Annotated in this window: 18 protein-coding genes; 8 read left to right on the top strand and 10 right to left on the bottom strand. The window is 66.2% G+C overall.

The window, feature by feature from the left end; translation table 11 throughout:
* Positions 1 to 58: 58 nt before the first annotated feature.
* The 3 genes from AC1DMA_RS28175 to AC1DMA_RS28185 all read left to right on the top strand — a co-directional run bounded on the left by AC1DMA_RS28175 (position 59) and on the right by AC1DMA_RS28185 (position 2,804).
* Positions 59 to 1,555 (top strand): sensor histidine kinase, encoded by a 1,497-nt coding sequence (locus tag AC1DMA_RS28175; protein WP_478146198.1) that lies wholly within the window; start codon positions 59 to 61, stop codon positions 1,553 to 1,555.
* On the top strand, positions 1,552 to 2,172 hold the full coding sequence (locus AC1DMA_RS28180) for a response regulator transcription factor (RefSeq protein ID WP_478146199.1): 621 nt from the start codon (positions 1,552 to 1,554) through the stop codon (positions 2,170 to 2,172). Before AC1DMA_RS28175 ends, AC1DMA_RS28180 begins: the two co-directional genes overlap by 4 nt.
* 116 nt (positions 2,173 to 2,288) lie before the next feature.
* A complete protein-coding gene (locus AC1DMA_RS28185) occupies positions 2,289 to 2,804 on the top strand; it encodes a GlcG/HbpS family heme-binding protein (protein ID WP_478146200.1) in 516 nt (171 codons plus the stop codon).
* 12 nt (positions 2,805 to 2,816) lie between these two features.
* Here AC1DMA_RS28185 and AC1DMA_RS28190 read toward each other — a convergent pair whose 3' ends face one another.
* Genes AC1DMA_RS28190 through AC1DMA_RS28200 form a run of 3 tightly spaced genes read right to left on the bottom strand, consistent with a single transcriptional unit; the run spans position 2,817 to position 5,989 of the window.
* Complete coding sequence (locus AC1DMA_RS28190; RefSeq protein ID WP_478146201.1) at positions 2,817 to 3,242, bottom strand: GlcG/HbpS family heme-binding protein; 426 nt, start codon at positions 3,240 to 3,242, stop codon at positions 2,817 to 2,819.
* A gap of 17 nt (positions 3,243 to 3,259) precedes the next feature.
* Positions 3,260 to 4,999, bottom strand: a complete 1,740-nt coding sequence (locus tag AC1DMA_RS28195) for a thiamine pyrophosphate-binding protein (RefSeq protein WP_478146202.1) — start codon at positions 4,997 to 4,999, stop codon at positions 3,260 to 3,262.
* Positions 5,000 to 5,002: 3 nt separating this feature from the next.
* A complete protein-coding gene (locus tag AC1DMA_RS28200; protein ID WP_478146203.1) occupies positions 5,003 to 5,989 on the bottom strand; it encodes a Bug family tripartite tricarboxylate transporter substrate binding protein in 987 nt (328 codons plus the stop codon).
* Positions 5,990 to 6,118: 129 nt separating this feature from the next.
* Here AC1DMA_RS28200 and AC1DMA_RS28205 point away from each other — a divergent pair, with 129 nt between their 5' ends.
* Positions 6,119 to 7,015: a helix-turn-helix domain-containing protein gene (locus tag AC1DMA_RS28205; protein ID WP_478146204.1), complete on the top strand. Its 897-nt coding sequence runs from the start codon at positions 6,119 to 6,121 to the stop codon at positions 7,013 to 7,015.
* A 56-nt stretch (positions 7,016 to 7,071) separates the two neighbouring features.
* Positions 7,072 to 8,178 (top strand): SGNH/GDSL hydrolase family protein, encoded by a 1,107-nt coding sequence (locus tag AC1DMA_RS28210; protein ID WP_478146205.1) that lies wholly within the window; start codon positions 7,072 to 7,074, stop codon positions 8,176 to 8,178.
* Positions 8,179 to 8,205: 27 nt separating this feature from the next.
* Here the strand turns inward: AC1DMA_RS28210 and AC1DMA_RS28215 are convergent, their stop codons facing one another.
* The 5 genes from AC1DMA_RS28215 to AC1DMA_RS28235 form a co-directional block, all read right to left on the bottom strand.
* Complete coding sequence (locus AC1DMA_RS28215) at positions 8,206 to 8,418, bottom strand: hypothetical protein (protein ID WP_478127835.1); 213 nt, start codon at positions 8,416 to 8,418, stop codon at positions 8,206 to 8,208.
* 40 nt (positions 8,419 to 8,458) lie between these two features.
* Positions 8,459 to 10,108 carry a GMC family oxidoreductase gene (locus AC1DMA_RS28220; RefSeq protein ID WP_478127834.1) on the bottom strand — a complete coding sequence of 550 codons (1,650 nt, stop codon included), beginning with the start codon at positions 10,106 to 10,108 and terminating at the stop codon, positions 8,459 to 8,461.
* Positions 10,098 to 10,742, bottom strand: coding sequence for a gluconate 2-dehydrogenase subunit 3 family protein (locus AC1DMA_RS28225; RefSeq protein ID WP_478127833.1), 645 nt, complete (start codon positions 10,740 to 10,742; stop codon positions 10,098 to 10,100). Before AC1DMA_RS28225 ends, AC1DMA_RS28220 begins: the two co-directional genes overlap by 11 nt.
* On the bottom strand, positions 10,735 to 11,538 hold the full coding sequence (locus AC1DMA_RS28230) for a hypothetical protein (protein ID WP_478146206.1): 804 nt from the start codon (positions 11,536 to 11,538) through the stop codon (positions 10,735 to 10,737). The genes AC1DMA_RS28225 and AC1DMA_RS28230 overlap by 8 nt, the downstream gene beginning before the upstream one ends.
* Before the next feature lie 84 nt (positions 11,539 to 11,622).
* Positions 11,623 to 12,798, bottom strand: coding sequence for an alpha-hydroxy acid oxidase (locus AC1DMA_RS28235; protein ID WP_478146207.1), 1,176 nt, complete (start codon positions 12,796 to 12,798; stop codon positions 11,623 to 11,625).
* A 254-nt stretch (positions 12,799 to 13,052) separates the two neighbouring features.
* Here AC1DMA_RS28235 and AC1DMA_RS28240 point away from each other — a divergent pair, with 254 nt between their 5' ends.
* Positions 13,053 to 14,096, top strand: a complete 1,044-nt coding sequence (locus AC1DMA_RS28240; RefSeq protein WP_478146208.1) for an SDR family oxidoreductase — start codon at positions 13,053 to 13,055, stop codon at positions 14,094 to 14,096.
* Positions 14,097 to 14,118: 22 nt separating this feature from the next.
* On the opposite strand, the gene AC1DMA_RS28245 is transcribed toward AC1DMA_RS28240, so the two are convergent.
* Together AC1DMA_RS28245 and AC1DMA_RS28250 are read right to left on the bottom strand one after the other, a co-directional pair.
* Positions 14,119 to 15,546 carry a vitamin K epoxide reductase family protein gene (locus AC1DMA_RS28245; protein ID WP_478146209.1) on the bottom strand — a complete coding sequence of 476 codons (1,428 nt, stop codon included), beginning with the start codon at positions 15,544 to 15,546 and terminating at the stop codon, positions 14,119 to 14,121.
* A 547-nt stretch (positions 15,547 to 16,093) separates the two neighbouring features.
* Positions 16,094 to 16,303, bottom strand: a complete 210-nt coding sequence (locus tag AC1DMA_RS28250; protein ID WP_478146210.1) for a hypothetical protein — start codon at positions 16,301 to 16,303, stop codon at positions 16,094 to 16,096.
* Positions 16,304 to 16,647: 344 nt separating this feature from the next.
* Between AC1DMA_RS28250 and AC1DMA_RS28255 the strand changes: the two genes are divergently transcribed.
* Entirely contained in the window at positions 16,648 to 17,535 is an 888-nt protein-coding gene (locus tag AC1DMA_RS28255) for a helix-turn-helix domain-containing protein (RefSeq protein ID WP_478146211.1), read from the top strand.
* A 62-nt stretch (positions 17,536 to 17,597) separates the two neighbouring features.
* Entirely contained in the window at positions 17,598 to 18,656 is a 1,059-nt protein-coding gene (locus AC1DMA_RS28260; protein ID WP_478146212.1) for an ABC transporter substrate-binding protein, read from the top strand.
* Positions 18,657 to 18,697: the final 41 nt, after the last annotated feature.

Consider the following 18,697-nt stretch of genomic DNA (forward strand, 5'->3'; position numbering starts at 1 on the left):
CCTCGTCCCTCTCGATAGCTGGAGATCGCTGCCCGAAGGCACAGGCACAATCCGCCCCATGAGGCAATGGTTGCGTACGCAAGGTGGCTGGTGGCTCGCATGGCTGCTGGTCACCGGCGCCGGCGCGGTCTGGATCGCGCGCGCCGAGATCCAGCAACTGCACGAGGATTTCGAAGTCAACGGGCGCATCGCGCACCGGCTGATGAGCCAGCAAGTCGTGCAGTACGACGCCGTGCTCGCGACGCTCGCGCTGCTCGAGCCGATGACCGGTGCCAACCAGCCCGAGCGGCGGTTGCCCTCGGTGTATCCGTCGATCCTGGACGTGCAGCGGCGCGAGGCCGGTGCGTCCTGGGCGGACCCGGCCCTCGCGGAAGCCGAGTCCCGATCGCGCGAATTGCGGCGCCCTGAACTCGCGACGGCCGATTTCGCGAGCGGCCGATACCGCCTGGTCATGGGCGCGGTGCCGACAAGCTACGCCCTCGACATCGATCTCGCGACCGCCGTGCCCTGGCGCGACTGGCCGATGGACCCGAAGTCCAGTCCGGTGCGTGTGACGCTCGAAAATGCGGGGCAGTCCTTTGTGGTGCAGCCGGGGAATTCGACGATGCCCGATGGCTGGCGCTTCGAATTCCGCAAGCCGTTGGCTTCCGAAAGCCAGTCTTTCGATCTCGTGGCGGAGCGCCTCGTGTCCTGGCGCGAAATGCCCTGGGGCCTGATGGCCGCATGGGCTGTCGCTGCGGGTGTCGTGCTCGGTGGCGGCTACACGCTGCTGCGCCAGCGCGTCGCACGCCGGCGCGTCGAAGAATTGCTGCGACTCGGGCAGGTGGCTCGGCTCAATGCGCTCGGCGAGCTTGCGGCCGGCATGGCCCACGAACTCAACCAGCCACTGACAGCCATTCTGGCGAACACGCAAGCGGCCCAGCGACTGCTGAATGACGATCCGCCCGAACTGGCGACCGCGCGCACGGCCATGCGACACGCCTCGGAGCAGGCACGCCGCGCTGCGGACGTGATCGGCCGCCTTCGCCGGGTCATCGCAAGACCCGACCGGCAGGCAGAGACGCGGCCTATCGTGCTGCAGGAGGCGCTGCGCGGTGCGCTCCATCTTCTCGCACCCGAATTCGACCAGCGGGCGGTGACGCCGATCGTCGACGACACCACTCATGCGCCCGTCAAGGTGCGTGCAGATCCGGTCGCGCTCGAACAGATCCTGCACAACCTGCTGATGAATGCATTGCAGGCACTGGAGGAAATTCCCGCGAGTGATCGCGGCCTGCGCGTTTCCGCCAGCCGCGAAGGGGCACAGGGAGTGCTGGCCGTGACCGACAACGGACGCGGCATTTCGCCGGAAGCCCTGCCGCGCGTTTTCGAGCCCTTCTTCAGCACGCGAGAAGGCGGGCTGGGGCTCGGCCTGAGCCTGTGCGAAACGCTGGCCGTCGGCATGGGCGGCTCGCTCAGCGCCGAGGCAGCCTCGCCGCGAGGCGCGCGGTTCACGCTGCGGCTGCCGCTAGCGCTGCCGGCCAATGAACATGCTTCGCCGGAGCGGCACGCATGAGCCAGCCTCAATCGCCCCTCATCCACCTGATCGACGACGATTCGGCCGTGCGCGAGAGCCTCGCCCTGCTGATCGGCACGGTGGGCCTCCGCACTCAGGCTTGGGCGGAGCCGCAGGCTTTCATTGACGGCTTCGATCGCGGCGGCATCGGCGCCATTGTTCTCGACGTGCGCATGCCGGGCATCAGCGGCCTCACGTTGCTCGACACACTGATCGCGCAGGGCGTCGACCAGCCGGTGATCATGCTCACAGGCCACGCCACCGTGGACATGTGTCGGCGCGCCTTCAAGGCCGGCGCCGCGGAGTTTCTCGAAAAGCCCGTCGACGACGAGCAGTTGCTCGAAGCCTTGCAGCACGCGGTGCGGCAACACGTCGACTCGCGCGAGCGGAGCCAGGCCGACCAGGCGGCGCGTGAGCGCTTTCAGCAGCTTTCCGAGCGAGAGCGCGAAGTGCTCGGCTTCATCGTGACTGGCCTGACCAACAAGGAAATCGCGAGATCGCTGTCGTTGTCGCCGCGCACCGTCGAGACCCACCGCGCCAATCTGTTCGCGAAGCTGGAGTGCGATTCGCTCGCGCAGTTGATCCGGTGCTACGCCGTGCTGGTCGCCGCTCCGTAGTTCTACGGAGCTGCGGGCGTAGCCGCACGAATGGTCTTCGGGCCCGGCAATTTCTACAGTTGCCACGTCGTCGGCGGAATGCCGGCGCAAGCAACCCACCATCACCGGAGAACTCAATGCATTCGACCTTTCGCGTCGGCGGCCTCGCCGTCCTGCTCGCCGCTTCCGCTATGGCCGCGCAGGCGCAAGCCCAGGCGCCAAGCCCCGCCGTGCGCACCGAAAAGAGCATGTCCCTCGAACTCGCCAACCAGATCGCCGCCGCGAGCGTGGCCGCCTGCGCCGCGAACGGTTACGCGGTGGCCGCAACCGTGGTCGACCGCTCGGGCACCGTGCGTGCCGTGCAGCGCGCCGACAGCGCCGGTGCGCACACGCTGGCTGCCAGCGAGCGCAAGGCATGGACCTCGGCATCGGCCAAGACACCGACGCTCGCCATGATGGAAAACGCACAGAAGAACCCGGGCGCGGCCAACCTTGTCAACATTCCGGGCTTCCTGCTCTTGGGCGGCGGCGTTCCCGTGAAGTCCGGCAATGAAGTGATCGGCGCGGTCGGCGTGGGCGGGGCACCGGGCGGTCACCTGGACGAGCAATGTGCCAACGCAGCGCTCGAAAAGGTCAAGGGACAACTGGGCTGATCGCGACGCTTTTCAACCAGCGGTCAGTCCGGCTGCCTGCGCGCCGGCGATGCAGATGGTCTCGTCCTCGTCGCCGGTGCCGCCACTCGCGCCTATCGCGCCCAGCAGCTGGCCGGCAGCATCGCGGATCACCACCGCGCCGGTCTGCGGCAGAAACTTGCCGTTGGCCGTGGCGGCCAGTGCGACGAAGAAGTTGGGGTTGTCCTTGGCCCGCTCGGCCAGCTTGCGGCTGGCCACGCCCATGCCCACCGCGCCCCAGGCCTTGGCACGCGCGACGTCGAAGCGGAACATGCTGGCGCCGTCTTCGCTGGCAAAGGCCTTGAGGTTGCCCGCGGCATCGAGCACCGCAATTGCCATGGGCTGGTAGCCGGCTTCCCTGGACTTCTTCAAGGCGGCATCGATGATGGTCTGGGCTTGCTGCAGGGTAAGGCTGGACATGGGCTTTTCCTTTGCTTTCATGGAGTGGCGTCGGAGCGCGCGAGGGCCCCAAAGCCATAGCGGTTCATGCTCGCAAAGGCGGGCATGGCAGGGTGCGGCACGAAACGCGTGTGGCAATCGAGCACGGCCGGCAGGCCTGAGGCGAGCGCACGTCGGATCGCAGGGCCGACCTCGGCGAGCGCTGTCACGCGCTCGCCGTGACAACCGAAGCCACGCGCAATGGCCGCGTAGTCCGTCTCGTCGAGTGTTGTTCCAAGTTCAAAGCCAAGTGCATTGCGTTGCCCGGCGCGAATGATGCCCCAGGCGGAGTTGTTGTGCAGGATGCTGAGGATCGGCAGCCGATGGCGGCGTGCGGTATCCAGTTCGTTGAGCGTGAAGCCGAAGGACCCGTCGCCCGTGATGAGAGCAACGGCGCGTCCGGGCTGCTGCGCCTGCAACGCGATGGCATAAGGAAGTCCGAACCCCAGGTGGCTCATGCCCGGTTCATGGAAGCGCGTGCGCGCCTCGCGTACCGGTGTCAGGTCATTGCTCCAGAAGCTGGTGTGCCCGCCATCGAAAACAGCGAGGCAGTCTTGCGGCAGCGCCTGGCCGATGGCAAGTGCCAGAGCCGCAGGATGCATAGCTTGGCCGGGCTCGCCCTCCTCGCTCATGGCGACCAGGTGCGACTCATAGGCCGCGCGTGCCTGGCGCAGGCCCGGAAGCCACGCAGGGTCCACCTGCCGACCCAGATCCGCGTCGCTCACGGCCAGCAGATCGTCCAAGGCCGCGTTTGCGTCAGCCTGCAGCGCAACCTCGTGCAGCGCTGGCTGCCCGAGCGCCGAAGAGTCGATGTTGATGCTGACCAGCCGCTGCGAGCGCCGCACCAGCGGCCCGCGCTCGTCCCACATCCAGGATGACCAGCGGCATCCCACCGCCAGAACCAGATCCGCGCGCTCGAAAGCCAGGCGCACCGGCTCGCCGGCAATGAGACCTCCATGACCGATGAAGTGCGGGCTGTCGGATGCCACCACGCCCAACGCCATCTGCGTCGGTAGCACCGGGGCCTGCCAGCGTTGCGCCAGTGCGCGAACACTTTGGGCAGCGCCGCTCGCGATCACGCCGCCCCCCGCCACGATGAGCGGGCGCTTGGCTTGGCCCATGAGCGCTGCTGCCCGATGCGTGTCAGCGGCATCCGGCCGCACACGACCGAGAGCGCGATAGCGACAAGGCGAAGCATCGAACTCCGCCTCATCGAAGCTGCAGGGCTGACTCAGCACGTCCTGGGGGATGTCCAGGTGCACCGGACCGGGCCGACCGCTCAAGGCTTCGCGAAAGGCCCGACGCACGAGCTCGGGCATGCGACGCGCGTCGTGCACCACGGCGTTCCACTTGGTGAGGGAGCGAGTCGTGGCCACTGCGTCCAAGTCCATGAACATGCCAAGATGTGGATAGCTGGCCGCGCGATGCTGGTTCGTGGTGACGGCCAGGAGCGGCAGATTGTTGTTGAAGGCCACGCCCAGCCCGGAGATCAGGTTCAGGCCGCCCGGCCCCATTTCCCCCAGTGCCACCGCGATGCGTCCTGACGCGGCATGGACTGCGGCCGCCATCATGGGACCTGCTGCTTCGTGGCGCACGCCGAGGAACCGCATCTGCTCCTGTGCCGAGATGGCGTGCAGCAGCGGCCCGAGCTTGCCGCCGACGATGCCGAAGATGTCCCTCACCTGCTCCGCGAGCAGCAGCCGCACCAGCGCCTGGGCGCCATTGATCTGCAAGGCCACGTGCTAGTCCTCCGCGCTGAAATTGGTGGCCTTGACGATCGGTGCCCAGCGCTGCCGGTCCGCACGCACGAGGCGGGCGAACTCGTCGGCGCTCTGGTGCATCGGTTGCAGGCCCACCTTCGCCAGCGCCTCGACGAATTCAGGTGCCGCCAGCTCCTCGCGCACCAGCGCGTTCAGGCGCTGCACGGTCTCGGCCGGAGCACGAGCCGGCAGAAACCAGCCGAGCCATTCCTGAACCACGATGTCGGGGAATCCCTGCTCCACGAAGGTCGGCACTTCCGGCAAGAACGGCGAGCGGCTCGCGCTCGACACCGCCAACCCGCGCAGCTTGCCAGCGCGGATATAGGGCATCACTTCGCCCAGTACGCTCACGCTCACTGGCACTTGCCCGCCCAGGACATCGTTGAGCAGCGGCGCGCCGCCGCGGTAGGCCACTGCGGTGAGTTCCGCGCCGCTGGCCTTCTGCAACATCATGCCGACGAAATGCAGCGCGGAGCCGGCCGCCGGCACGCCGTAGCTGGCCTGCGACGGATGGGCCTTGGCCCACGTCACGTAGTCCGCCACGGTCTTCACCTCTGCGGGCAAGCCTGGTCCGGCCGTTAGCACGAAGGCATAGTTGACGGTGCTCGTCACCGGCACGAAGTCGGCCAACGAGTCGTAGTTGAGCTTCTTGTAGGTGTTCGGATAGAGCGTCATCGGCGAACTGGGAATCTGCAGGATGGTCAGGCCGTCGGGTGCTGCGCGCTTGACGTATTCAACCGCGATGCGCCCGCCCGCCCCTGTCTTCGACTCCACCATCAGGTTCGCGGCGTACTTGCCACGCAGCTTCTCGGCCAGCGGGCGGGCGACGTGGTCGCCCATGCCGCCCGCCGGAAAACCCGAGACGATGGATGCGTTGCCGCTGAGTTGCGCGAGCGCACGTCCTGCGGGCACGAGCGCGGTCATTGCGGCGCTCGCCTGAAGAAGATGAAGGAAGTCTCTGCGATCCACGGTGTGTCTCCTGGGTCTGCTGCCCTTTGGCTGTCGATGCCCTGGATCGTGCGGCCTCCCGGGGCTGACGCGAATGGACAAATGCCACCGCGACAGGTAGTTTTCCGGCATCGATCTTTCCTGCCCCTCATGAAGCCTGCCACCGCGCCCCTGCTCGTTGTTCCTTTCAGGGAAGTCCGCCACGAACAGCCGGACGATTGCCTGCACTATGAGCCGGTGGCGGTGCGTGGCCATGAGATGGACTGGACGATTCCGGCACACCGCCACGAGGGCCTGCACCAGATCCAGTTCCTGGAGCAAGGCGGCATCAGCGGCACGGTGGACGCACGGCCGGTGCAGGCGACGGCACCCGCGATCCTGATGATCGCGCCCGGATCGATGCACGGTTTTCGTCACACGCACGATAGCTCTGGGCACCAACTCACGATTCCCAGCGCCACCCTGCAACAACTCTTGGGTGGCACTGGCCTGGCAGACACGGATCTCGGAAATTCTTTCGTGCTGACGGACCTGTCAGCCGAAGCACGAACGGAATGCACCACCCTCTTCAGCATGCTGGCGCGCGAGTTCCATGGTCAATCGCCGGGACGAGTTGCGGCCCTGCTGGCCGTCGCCACCCTGCTGGCGGTGCGATTGCTGCGCTTGCGGGTCGAGCACATTCAGAGGGCGCAGACGCCAGGTCAGCGCGACGTTCTGGTGCAACGCTTTCGCGCATTGGCCGAGCAGCATTTTCGCGAGCATCGCGACTTGCTCTTCTACGCTCAGGCACTGGGCGTGTCGGCCGATCACCTGAGCCGCTGCTGTCGCAACATGACGCGGCAATCGGCTTTGCAAATCCTCCATGAGCGCCTCATGCTCGAAGCACGACGCCTGATCGCCTACACACCCATGCCTGTTTTGGAGGTAAGTGCCGCTCTTGGCTATCAAGACCCGGCCTATTTCAGCAAGTTCTTCGCCCGGGCCGTCGGCCATTCGCCATCGCACTACCGCAAGTTGGCGACCCAGGGAGTCAAGGCCCCCCGGTAGGCAAGCCGCAGGGGCGCAGGTGACGCAACGGCCGGGGGTTGATAGGATCCGCACCTGTGACGCTTCAAGGACTCGCTCGCTTCGCCATCATTGCTCTCGTGCTTGCGGCGGCCTTGGCCTTCGCAGTGATCGCGCTCTGGGGCGACGGCGCTCCGCCAGGGACCACCCGCTCGTCGGCCCCGCCCAAGGCCATCCCGCTGGCCGTGCTCGGTGATTCCAACAGCCACTCCTATCAAGATCGCGTTTCCTTTCCGCTCGGCAGCAGCGAACGCGGTGGCGCACAGCGCGCCCAGACTTTCCAGTGGACCGAGGTGCTGGCGCGGCTGCGCGGCAACGAAATCGACCTTGGCCCCTGGGTGCGCTGGGGACGGCCATGGCCGATTGCCTGGGCCCGCGAAACCATCGGGCTCTTGCCGTCGCGCTCACCGATCAAGGAGGACTACCTCTATAACTTCGCCTACTCGGGCGCCGGCTGCCGGCACTTGATGGGCGAGCGCCGCGGACAGCCTTTTCGCCAGGCGCCGCGACTGGTGGCGCTCATGGACAAGAGCCCCGAGCAATGGCGTCGCGGCGTGGTCGTCATCAACATGGGGGCCAACGACTGGTATCCGACGCTGGACCTGCAGGCGAGTGATCCGTCGGCACCTCAACTTCGCAGCGTGATCGACTACTGCGCTCAGCAGATTCGAGATGCCATCGATCTGATCCATGCATCGCATCCGTCCACCCGCATCCTGCTGACGGGATTGGGCAACGAAGCTGACGACCCCGAGAACTTCGACAAGTACAGGGACGCCACCTCCATGGCCAACATCCGAAAGGCTCTTGCAGGTGCCAACGCCGAGCTTCGCAAGATCGCCGAGTCCGATCCACGGCGGATCGCCTATGTCGACTATGACGCGTGGTTCATGCAGCGATGGGGACAAAGAGGCCCTGACGGCGAGCCTGACTACAAGACGGTGCAGATGGGCCCCAAGCTGCGCGTCACCAACACTGCCGGCGACACGCTCGACAACGCCCTGGTGGACGACCACCACGGAGGTACCGCATTCAACGCGATGTGGGCGCAGGCCATCGTGCAGTCGTTGCGCGAGAGCTTTGGAATCCCGCTGACGCCGATCAGCGATGAGGAATTGGTCCGCTTCGTCAACGCTGAACCCTGAACGCTGAAGGGAGCTGCTGCCGGCCAGTCAACGCTCGTCCTTGGGCGTCAGCTGCCCCGCCGCACCGCCTGCCGTCGAGTTGCCGGCGCGCCCGGTGGACGCGCCTTCGTGCACTGTTCCGACGGTGGTCGGCTCTTCGCGCTTTGCCTGTGACGCGGGGTTCACCCTGAAAGGCTCGCCCACCGTCCCCGCACGCTTGCGAGTCTGCCGCTCTGTCTTCGTGTCCGTCTTTCGTGTCATCTTGAACTCCTTTCTCGTTGAATAGGCCGGCAGCGGCTGACTACAGTTCGCCGCGCAGGGCCATGGCCTTGATGCGATCGGCGGTGCGACATGCGATCGCCTGGATGGTCAGCGACGGATTGACGCCGCCCACCGTCGGAAATACGGAGCCATCGCAAATCCACAGGTTGCGGATGTCCCAGCATCGGCAATCGGCATCGACGACGCTGTGCGCGGCATCGGCGCCCATGCGCGCAGTGCCGTTCAGATGGCAGGTGTCGTTCTCCTGGCGCCACAGTTCGGTCGCGCCGCTCGCCTGCAGACTCAGCGACATGAAATCCAGCGCGTGCGCAATCATGGCGCGGTCGTTGGCGCCATAGGAGAAACGCACGCGCGGGATGCGAAGGCCCAGGGCGTCGCGCTCGTCCGCCAACATCACGCAATTGCGCTCGTCGGGCAGCACCTCGCCCACCATCTTCAGCCCGACGCTGTGGTTTGCCCGGTTCATTTCGTCGACCAGGACCTGCCCCCAGAGGTGGCGCCCGCCCGAGAGTGTCTGGGCCCACGTCACCGGCAGCGGGCCCTGGCTCATGTAGCAGTAGCCGCCGAAGAAATCCTTGCCCTCGTCGACGTAGTTCCAGTGCTCCGTCAGCGCGAGACTGGGTGGTGCCTTGTACGAGCGGATCTCCTGTTTCATTTGTCCCCATACAGCCTGGTTCAGTTGCACCATCAGGTTTTTGCCGACGAGCCCGGAGCTGTTCGCAAGGCCATCGGGAAAGCTGCTGTTGGCAGAGTTCAGGAGCAGCCGCGGCGTCTCGATGGCGTAGCCGGCGACCACCACGTTGCGCGCACGCTGAAAGCGCCATCGCCCTTCACGGTGGTAGAGCACGCCGGTGGCTCTTGCGCCGTCGTCCAGCTCGACGCGGCCGACCATCGCGAGGTCACGGATTTCCGCTCCGGCCGCGAGTGCGCGCGGCACCCACGTGACGAGCACCGACTGCTTTGCATTGGTGGAGCACCCCGAGACGCAGAAGCCGCGGTAGACGCACGGATGCGCCTTGCCGCGCGGCGCCGACAAGGTCGCCAGGGGTGTTTCGGTCCAGCGGATGCCAAGCGCCTCGGCGCCGCGCGCCAGTACCTCTGCCGCGGCATTCAGGGGATGCGCGCGATAGGGGTATCGCGGACGCGGCGGTCCCCACGGATAAGTCAACGGACCCGAGATGCAAAGTGCGCGCTCGACCTGCGTGTAATAGCGCCACATCTCTCGCCAGTCGAGCGGCCAGTCCACGCCATAGCCGAGTGTGGAGCGGGCGCGAAACCATTCGGGTCGAAATCGAAGGGACACCATCGCGAAATGCACGGTGCTGCCGCCGACCGAGCGGCCCGAGTTGTTGGTGCCCAGCATGAGTGGGTTGTCGCCTTCGACGATGCGCTCGTCGTTCCAGAAGAGCTCGGCTTGGTGGTGCTCGTCCGACGCGAAGTCCTCCAGTGGCCGCCACCACGGACCCGCGTCGAACCCGACAACGGAGAAGCCCTCTTCCGCGAGGCGGCACGCCAGCGTGCCTCCACCGGCGCCGGTCCCGACGATCGCAAAATCGACGGGCTCGTCGTCTCTGTATTCGCGCATCGGTACCCAACCGCCCGGTGTGAAGACGTCAGGCGCGCGGCCGTCTCGTGCGCGCGGCCTGGTGTCTTCGCCCTCACCCCACATGGCGATTGCGCCATTGCACCGGAATGAGCTTGCCGTCGCCCTCCTCGGCCGCTTCCCATGGATCGCGGCGATCAGCCCGCAGGCGCACATAGCCGCGCGGTGATGCAGGTCCGCCGAAGCCCATCGCGCTCCAGGCGGACGGATGCGCGTAGTACGCGGACACGATGTCGGGCAGCAAGCGCCACGCAAAGAAGTCGGCCGGCGGAATGTCGCGCCAAGCATCGGCTTTGACCTCACCGCGCTCGACGCAAGCCAGGAGTGCGGTTGCCTCTTGCGGATCGAGGAAAGCAAAGCGACGCGCATGGCGCGCCAGTGCCTCGGCGTCCAGTGCGTCGAGACCCAGGCGCCACGCTTCATCGCGCACCGGCAGCGAGGCGGGACGAAAGCCAGTGCCGCGCTTCGCCTCCAGCTCGTCGACCAGGATGGCCGCCGTGTCGATGCGCGGGCGCCGCGCTGGCTGCGGAACAACGCAATCGACCAACCTGCGCAGCGTGTCGCGTTGCCGCTCATTCAAGGCGCCTGTGCCCATGGGCTGCGCAATGCGATGCTCGATCACGCGGCGAGTGGCGTCGTTCCAACTGGGCGAGTCGCGCTTCGAAAGCACGTCATAGCCGGGAAAGCGTTCTTCACTCATGGCTGACCTCCCGCATCAACAACAGCACCCCGAGTGCCGCGATGGCAAGGCCGGTGAAGGCCGGCGGCGCCGGCAAGGGCGGCCCGGCCAGGAGGTTCTGGCGCCAGTTGCGCCAGCCGCCCATCCGTCGGGAGATGCCGAAGGCGTGCAGGCCCGCCCCCGCGAGCCCCAATGATGCGGTGGTGGCCATCAAGGCAGTCGTCGTTCGATGCGGCGCGCCTTGCGAAAGATCGCGCACCAGCGACGCCGCGGCCACCGGCGGCACTGCAATCGGAAGCCACATCGCGGGATTGTGGAACGCACCCCGGAAATGCAGCAGCGCGGCTTCGCCCACGGTGCCCAGAAGACCGACGGCCGAGATCCAACCGGTGGCGCGCACCAGCGACGTGCTGCGGGCCAAGCGGTCACCGGCCTCGCCGAACGCACCTGCGAGCACCAGCGCGGCGGGCGCACCGGCGGGGGCTCCGTAGAACAAGTTGTTCCAGCGCGACTGGTGCGGCCGGTGCAGGATGTTCCACGCGTGGAAGCCCAGGCCGGCGAACCCTACCGCAGCGACTGTACGATGCAGGATGCGAGGGAGCTTGCTTCGAGCGCGCACTTGCCCAAGAGCGTTCCATGCCACGGAGGCGCTCGATGCGAGCAAAGGCAGCACCATCACGGGATTGCGAAAAGAGCCGCGATAGTGCTCCATGGCGCTGTCGAGAAGAACAGAAACGCCAAGCATCAGCGCTCCGGCCCGAACAAATCTGCGGGCGCGATCCGCGTGCGCGGCATTGCCATGGGCCTGCGTTGCCATGTCTCATCCTCGGCCCGACGACGTCGGATGGGGTCGGAGGCAAGACCTGCATCGTGCAAGACGTGGACGACATTCCGAAGTTCGTCAGTCTTGTCCTAGCGTTTTGTCTGTGTGTGTCCATGGAAGGTCCTTCGCGCGCACGAGCAATTCAGGGCCGAGTTCGTCGATGCTGGCAACGCCGATCTGGCCCAGCGCATTCATCATTTCGCTGCGGAGAATCTCGAGCGCGCGAGCCACGCCGTCGGCGCCACCCGCGCAGAGTCCATATAGCGGCGCGCGCCCTGCGAGCACCGCATCGGCTCCCAACGCGAGCGCCTTGAGGATGTCGGTGCCGCGCCGGATTCCGCCGGACATGAAGAGCAGGACGCGGCCCCCGACGATGCCCCGCGCGGCCGGCAGCACGTCGAGCGCGGACACTGCCCAGTCGAGCTGCCGGCCGCCGTGGGTGCCGAGCATGATGCCGTCCACGCCGCTGTCGCACGCGCGCCGCACGTCGTCGGGATGCAAGACTCCCTTGATGAAGAATGGCTTGCGCCACCTGGACCGTATCCTCGCGACGGTGTCCCAGGTCAACGAGAGCGACATCTGGTCGCGGATCCAGAACGCGCTCTGAAAAAAGCCGCGCTGACTCTTCGGGATGAAATCGACCACGTTCGCGAACACGGGCATGCCGTGCGTGAGCAGCGTGGAGGCGAGCCAGTGCGGATGCATCGCGGCGTCGAAGACCGAAATGGCCGACGGCCGCGAGCGCGACACCCGCGCGCGCTCATCCCACTCCCGGTTGCCATAGATCTGCGCGTTGGTCGTGAGCACGAGCGCTTCACAGCCGCAGTCCTCCGCGCGCTTCAGCAACTCCTGCCAGACTTCTTCGCCGCCGAACACGTAGAGCTGCCACCAGTGCCGCAACCCGGGAACCCTGGCGACCTCGGCCATGTTGTCGTTGGACATGGTGCTCTGGATGAACGGAACGCCCGCGCGTGCTGCGCCTTCGGCCAGCGCGACGTCGGCGCCATGCACGAAGAGGCCGTTCAGGCCGGTGGGCGCGATGAACAGCGGCATCGCGGGCGGCCGACCCGCAATGTCGCGCTCGACGCTGCGGTGCGCCACGTCGACGAGGGTTCGCGGCATGAAGCGCCATTCGGCAAACGCCTCGAGTTCGCGCTGCAGAGTGGCCTCATCCTCAGCGCCGCTTTCCAGGTACTCCAGCACGAAGCGTGGCATCCGCCGGTGCGTGCGTGCGCGCAAATCGTTGATGGTCAACGCTCTCTCCAGATCTGGCCCGCTGTAGTAGCTGCGGCCAGGCGCTGGGCACCGCGGGGCGGGATCGGATGGACGTTCTGGCATCGTCGTGGGGGTCACTCGCGGTCACCCGCTCATGCGATGAAGCGATCTTCCGTCGCCGGCTCGGGACGGCCGCGTAGGCCTGAGAGAACCGCCATGGTGGCGTCTTGTCCGACGCATCCCGTGGCGGGGTTCGGCCATAGGGGCGTACTTCGGAGGCGTTTGATGGACCGATGCCAGAACTCGCGCACTCTCATCACACCGCTTCGACGGGCGGCGAGCCCAAGGAGCGTCGACGCGTGGTCGTCGTCACCGGTGCTTCGGCCGGCGTCGGTCGCGCCATCGCGAAAGAGTTCGCCGGCCATGGCTGGCGCGTCGCGTTGCTGGCCCGAGGGCACGATGGACTGGAAGGGGCGCAGCGGGATGTGCAGCGGCTCGGCGGGGAAGCGCTTGTCATCCCCACGGATGTCGCCCGCGAGCAAGAGGTCGAGGCTGCCGCCGCACAGGTGGAAGCCACCTGGGGCTGCATCGACGTCTGGGTGAACGACGCCATGGCGACGATCTTCTCGGACGTGCTGCGCATCGCGCCGGAGGACTTCAGGCGCGCCACCGAGGTCACCTACCTCGGCGCAGTGTGGGGAACACTGGCCGCGCTGCGCCGGATGAAGCCGGCCCGTCGCGGATGCATCGTGCAGGTGGGTTCGGCCCTCGCGTATCGCTCAATACCGCTGCAGGCGCCCTACTGCGGCGCCAAGGCGGCGCTGCGCGGCTTCACCGATTCATTGCGCTGCGAACTGGCGCACGACGGCAGCAGCGTTCATGTGACGATGGTGCACCTCTCGGCTTTCAACACGCCGCAGTTCGAGTGGGGTCGCACGACCATGGACCGACGCCCCCGCCCCATGGGGAAAATCTTTCAGCCCGAGATCGCCGCGCGCGCCGTGTATTGGTCGGCCACGCACCGCAGGCGCGAGCTGTGGGTGGGCTGGCCGGCCGTGCAGGCGATTCTCGGAACACGCCTGATGCCGGGCCTGGCCGATCGGCTGCTGGGCCACTCCGCGGTGGATGGACAGCACACCGACGAACCCTTGCCATCCGGACGGCTCGACAATCTCTACGCCCCGGTGCCCGGCGACCACGGAGCGCACGGGCGCTTCGACGCGCAGGCTGTGCCGACGAGCGCGCAGCTGTGGCTCTCGACGCACCGAGGCTCGATGGCGCTCGCCGCTATCGCATTGGTGGCGTTCTCGGGCGCGGCGCTCGCTTGGGTGCATTGAACGCGGTCTCGACTCACCGGACTCACCACCGCAGCGCCGCGTTCCAGCGCCCGTACTGGTGCCGTACCGGGCCGCGAGGCAAGGCGAGGCCGATCAGTGCGGCGCCTGCAACCATCACTGCGACCGCGCCCGTCGGCGTCGCGCCTTCCAGGACCCACGGAGCGATGAGCAACCAGGCGCCGAACAATCCGTTGGCAAGCCGCATCGGTCGCACCACTTCGGCGAAGGCGCAAACCGAAACCGTGAAAACCAGCGAGCCCACCAGGTGATCGCTGTCGGCCATCGCCCCTGTATGGCCGAGGGACAGCCGCGTGAACATCAGCCAGATGCCAATCGACGCCGAAACAAGGAGCGCCAGCGGCAACGCCATGGCCTGTTCGTGCAATGCGCGCCAGCGGCCCTTGTTCATTTCGAGCGGCGGGGAGTCATCGGTGCTGCCGCCTTGGACCACCCCGCCATGCCAGAAGACCGGCCACAGCCGCTGGCCGGCGCGCCGGGCCTGCGCGAGGTACTGCAGCATCGCGACGACTTCGTCGAAGGTGTAGGGCAGCATGAAGACCATCGCTGCGGCCGAGACGAGGCACAGCGTGCACCACGTGCCGATCATGATTGGCTGGATCACGATGAAGAAGATGCTGACGGCGCCCAGCGGAATCACCAGCACGCCGAACATCGCCACCATCCACGGCATGGTGCGCCAGCGCGCGCGCCCGCCCATCATTCCCGACAGCCCTTCCAGCAGATAGCTCAACGCACCGAGGCCGGCATCCGGGATGGGCCAGGCCTTCGACACGTCCGACGTGATGATGGTGCGTGTGCCGTCGCTGAAGACGGGGTCCCATACGGCCGCGATGTGCCCCAACTGGTAAGCCGCCAGGTAGCGCGCGATGAAGAACCCGACGAAGCCCAGCGCGATGATGGGCAGCCGTTGCGACCAGGCCGAAGGCGAGTAGCTCCAACCCGGAGGAATGTCCTCTGGCGCCATCATGGCTGCCATGTCCATGCCCGGCATCATCGGCACGAGGATGGACAGCGCGATCGCGAAGGCCCCAACCAGCGTGTCGTTCGCATATTGCGACGCGAGCGGCGACCAGAAGAGCAAGGGTGCGGCAAGCAGCCACAGCCCCACGGCGCAGGTTCCCCATTGGGCCCAGCGCTGGCGAAACCAGAGCGACAGGCTGCCGAAGACGATCATCGCAACGCCGCTGGCCATGTCGCTCCACGCCATCCACTGCAGGCGCTCGGGGATTGGCTGCAGCCCCCGCGACCGAGTCACCTCCGCAACGCGTGCCGGAAGCTCGCCGACCTGCGGCATGCCGAAGGTCACGGGTGAGGTGAGCAGCCAGATCCCGAGCAGGATCACGCCGAAATGGACCCAGAGCAATTGTTGATGTTGCGCGCGCATGCCCTCCATGTGGTGCTGCATTTCGCTTTGGTGTGCCGCGTCCATGGCGCATCCTTTCAGCGGCAGTGAAGAGCCAGCCGGTCACCGGGGCCGATCAGCTGCACGCTGTCATTGCCGCGGGGGGTCCTGCTTGCAAGGTGCGGCGGAGCCAGCGCAGTTGTCTCCGGGCGATCGCGCCGATGGAGCCGATGGAGCCTGACGAGGCTTGCTGCCGTTGCGGTTGCCTTTGCCATTCGAACTGCCGTCGCTTGCGCCGGCATCGGCAGGCGGCTTCTCCACCATGCCTGGATCGACGTCGCGAGGCGCGGGCGCAGGCTGGGTCATCTGTGGATCCGTCCTGGCAGGCGGCTTGACGATCATGTGCGGGTCGGTCTGGGAAGGCGCCGCCTGTCCGCGGGCCGGCTGAGCGTGAACGGCCGCAGGCCATGGCGCGGCGAGGCTCAATGCCGAAACCGCGAATCCGGCCGCCGATCCGAACCGGGCAGCGCGGACCGACAACAACTTGGGCAGCATCCTGTCGTCCCTGCGAAGCCTCACTCGTTCATCGTCGGTGTCACTGTGGGCTGCGAATGAACGTTCGTGTAGGCATTCTTCACCGGCGGTCGTCCTTAACGACGAGCAACTGGCGCGTCAGGCTCGATCGGCTCGTGCGGCCGCTGTCTTCTCCGACGGGATCGTCATCTTCGTCTTCGTCGACCGGGGAAGCCGGGGTCGCTGGATCGTCTTCGATGCGAGCATCCAAAGCTCTGAATTGAAGGCTCGGTGCGTCCTCGAAGTCAGGCTGGGGTATGGCAATCGACATGATGAGCACTCCTTTCAACTGTGCATGCAGACAAGATACGTTGGCGGGATTGCATGCGCTGTAGGAAGCCGCGCGCGGCACAGAGTCACAGAATGGCCGCTTGGACGCGTCGATTGGTCCTACGGCTTGCATCCGCCGGTTTGATCGCCTTCGATACCCGAAGCGCCCCTGCGCGAGCCGGAAAGAGCAAAAAAATATCGGTCGACATGGGGAAATGCAGTTGCGGCCCGGGTGGCGACGCTCCTACCATGCGTCCAAAGGTGCGCGAAACCAAGCGAAACCAACCTCGAGACAACGGGTGCCAAGCCAACGATGGCTGGGTGCCCGGCGAAGGAGAGATGCCGATGAAGCCGGACCTGGAAGTTGTTCAGATAGGACGAGCGCAATCCTTCAAGGCTTGGGAGCACGGCTATCCGTTCCGGACCGTTCGGTGGCACTTCCACCCCGAGTGCGAACTGCACCATGTCGTCGGCACGACCGGCCGCTATTTCGTGGGCGATTTCATCGGCGAGTTCGCGCCGGGCAACCTGGTGCTCACCGGGCCCAATCTCCCGCACAACTGGGTCAGCGACGTGCCTTCAGGCGCCTTCGTGCCTCTTCGTGGGCGCGTCCTTCAGTTTGGTGAGCAGTTCATCCGCGATGCCGCCACGCTGCTGCCCGAACTCACGGCATTTCTTCCGGTGCTCGAAATGAGTCGGCGTGGCGTCCTGTTCACGCCGGAGACGGCCGCTTTGGTGGGGCCGATGATCAAGGAACTCATCGGTGCGACCGATATTCGCCGCATTGAACTCTTCGTGTGCATCCTGGGCACGCTGACCCGTGCGCAGGGAAGCAGCCGCGCGCTGACCAGCAGCGCGTACCTGCCCGATCCATCGGGCTTCATGGCCACCGGAATCAACGAGGCGCTCGAATACATCCGCGATCACCTGACCGAATCCTTCGGCGAGCAGGAGTTGGCTGCGATCTCGCGGCTCACCCCCAGCGCGTTCTCGCGCAGCTTCCGCCGCCACACAGGGATGGCGCTCAGCCGCTACGTGAATCGGCTCCGCATCAATCTCGCCACGCAGCTGCTCATGAGCGGCGAATCGGCCTCGGTTGCGGACATCTGTTTTACCGCGGGCTTCAAGAACATCTCGAACTTCAACCGGCAGTTCCTCCGTGAAAAGGGCATTCCGCCTTCACGCTTCAGGGCTTTGCTTGCGGAGAACTCGGTCGTCGCGAAGGCCGCCTGATCGATTCGCAAACCCCACGGCATTTTTCAGTGTGCCGAGATCGCAAAAAAAGGAGACAGTCCATGACCCAGCTATCCAACCCCATCGCGGCAGCAAGCTTGCTCGCATTCGGCCTCCTGGCCTCTACAGCCACCTCCGCGGCGCCGTCGGGCACGGTGGCGTTCCTGATGCCCGACCAGGCATCGACGCGCTATGAACAACACGACTATCCGGGCTTCAAGGCAGAAATGAGCAAGCTGTGTCCGGAGTGCAAGGTCCTCTATCAGAACGCAAATGGCGATGTCGCGCAGCAGCAGCAACAGTTCAACTCGGCCTTGTCTCAGGGCGCGAAGGTCATCGTGCTCGACCCGGTGGATTCCACGTCCGCGGCCTCGCTGGTCAAGCTCGCGCAGAGCAAGGGCGTGAAGGTCATCGCATACGACCGCCCCGTGCCTTCGACGCCGGCCGACTACTACGTCTCCTTCGACAACGAAGGCATCGGCAAGGACATCGCGCAGTCGCTCGTCAAGCATCTGAAGGACAACAAGGTGCCCACGGACAAAGGCGGCCTCCTCGAAGTCAACGGCTCGCCCACCGACGCTGCCGCGGGGCTGATCAAGAAGGGCATCCACGCTGGATTGCAAGGCAGCGGCTACAAGACGCTGGCCGAGTTCGACACGCCGGAATGGGCGCCCCCCAAGGCCCAGCAGTGGGTCAGCGGACAGATCACCCGCTTCCCGTCGCAGATCGTGGGCGTGGTGGCAGCCAACGACGGCACGGGCGGCGGTGCCATCGCGGCCTTCAAGGCAGCCGGCGTGAATCCGGTGCCGCCGGTCACGGGCAACGACGCGACCACCGCTGCCTTGCAGTTGATCATCGCCGGTGACCAATACAACACCATCTCCAAGCCGAGCGAGATCGTGGCGGCCGCCGCGGCGAAGGTGGCCGTCGGGTTCCTTTCGGGCCAGCAAGCAGCGTCGGAGGTGAAGCTCTACGACACGCCGTCGCAATTGTTCAAGCCTGCGGTCGTGACGGCGGAGAACCTCAAGGCGGAGATCATCGACAAGAAGATCGCCACCGCGAAGGAACTGTGCACCGGCCGCTATGCGGAAGGTTGCAAGAAGCTTGGGATTGCCGACTGAGTTTGGGACTTTGTGACGTCGGATATGGAGCAGGTTCCCAA

It is taken from the genome of Variovorax sp. 05N34 (assembly GCF_056397405.1).

What these genes read in the sequence shown, in the direction of transcription:
- AC1DMA_RS28260 (WP_478146212.1), top strand. Translation starts at nt 17,598, where the DNA reads ATGACCCAGCTATCCAACCCCATCGCGGCAGCAAGCTTGCTCGCATTC.
- AC1DMA_RS28250 (WP_478146210.1), bottom strand. Translation starts at nt 16,303, where the DNA reads ATGTCGATTGCCATACCCCAGCCTGACTTCGAGGACGCACCGAGCCTT.
- AC1DMA_RS28215 (WP_478127835.1), bottom strand. Translation starts at nt 8,418, where the DNA reads ATGACACGAAAGACGGACACGAAGACAGAGCGGCAGACTCGCAAGCGT.
- AC1DMA_RS28175 (WP_478146198.1), top strand. Translation starts at nt 59, where the DNA reads ATGAGGCAATGGTTGCGTACGCAAGGTGGCTGGTGGCTCGCATGGCTG.
- AC1DMA_RS28190 (WP_478146201.1), bottom strand. Translation starts at nt 3,242, where the DNA reads ATGTCCAGCCTTACCCTGCAGCAAGCCCAGACCATCATCGATGCCGCC.
- AC1DMA_RS28240 (WP_478146208.1), top strand. Translation starts at nt 13,053, where the DNA reads ATGCCAGAACTCGCGCACTCTCATCACACCGCTTCGACGGGCGGCGAG.
- AC1DMA_RS28185 (WP_478146200.1), top strand. Translation starts at nt 2,289, where the DNA reads ATGCATTCGACCTTTCGCGTCGGCGGCCTCGCCGTCCTGCTCGCCGCT.
- AC1DMA_RS28205 (WP_478146204.1), top strand. Translation starts at nt 6,119, where the DNA reads ATGAAGCCTGCCACCGCGCCCCTGCTCGTTGTTCCTTTCAGGGAAGTC.
- AC1DMA_RS28245 (WP_478146209.1), bottom strand. Translation starts at nt 15,546, where the DNA reads ATGGACGCGGCACACCAAAGCGAAATGCAGCACCACATGGAGGGCATG.
- AC1DMA_RS28255 (WP_478146211.1), top strand. Translation starts at nt 16,648, where the DNA reads ATGAAGCCGGACCTGGAAGTTGTTCAGATAGGACGAGCGCAATCCTTC.
- AC1DMA_RS28225 (WP_478127833.1), bottom strand. Translation starts at nt 10,742, where the DNA reads ATGAGTGAAGAACGCTTTCCCGGCTATGACGTGCTTTCGAAGCGCGAC.
- AC1DMA_RS28220 (WP_478127834.1), bottom strand. Translation starts at nt 10,108, where the DNA reads ATGTGGGGTGAGGGCGAAGACACCAGGCCGCGCGCACGAGACGGCCGC.
- AC1DMA_RS28180 (WP_478146199.1), top strand. Translation starts at nt 1,552, where the DNA reads ATGAGCCAGCCTCAATCGCCCCTCATCCACCTGATCGACGACGATTCG.
- AC1DMA_RS28230 (WP_478146206.1), bottom strand. Translation starts at nt 11,538, where the DNA reads ATGGCAACGCAGGCCCATGGCAATGCCGCGCACGCGGATCGCGCCCGC.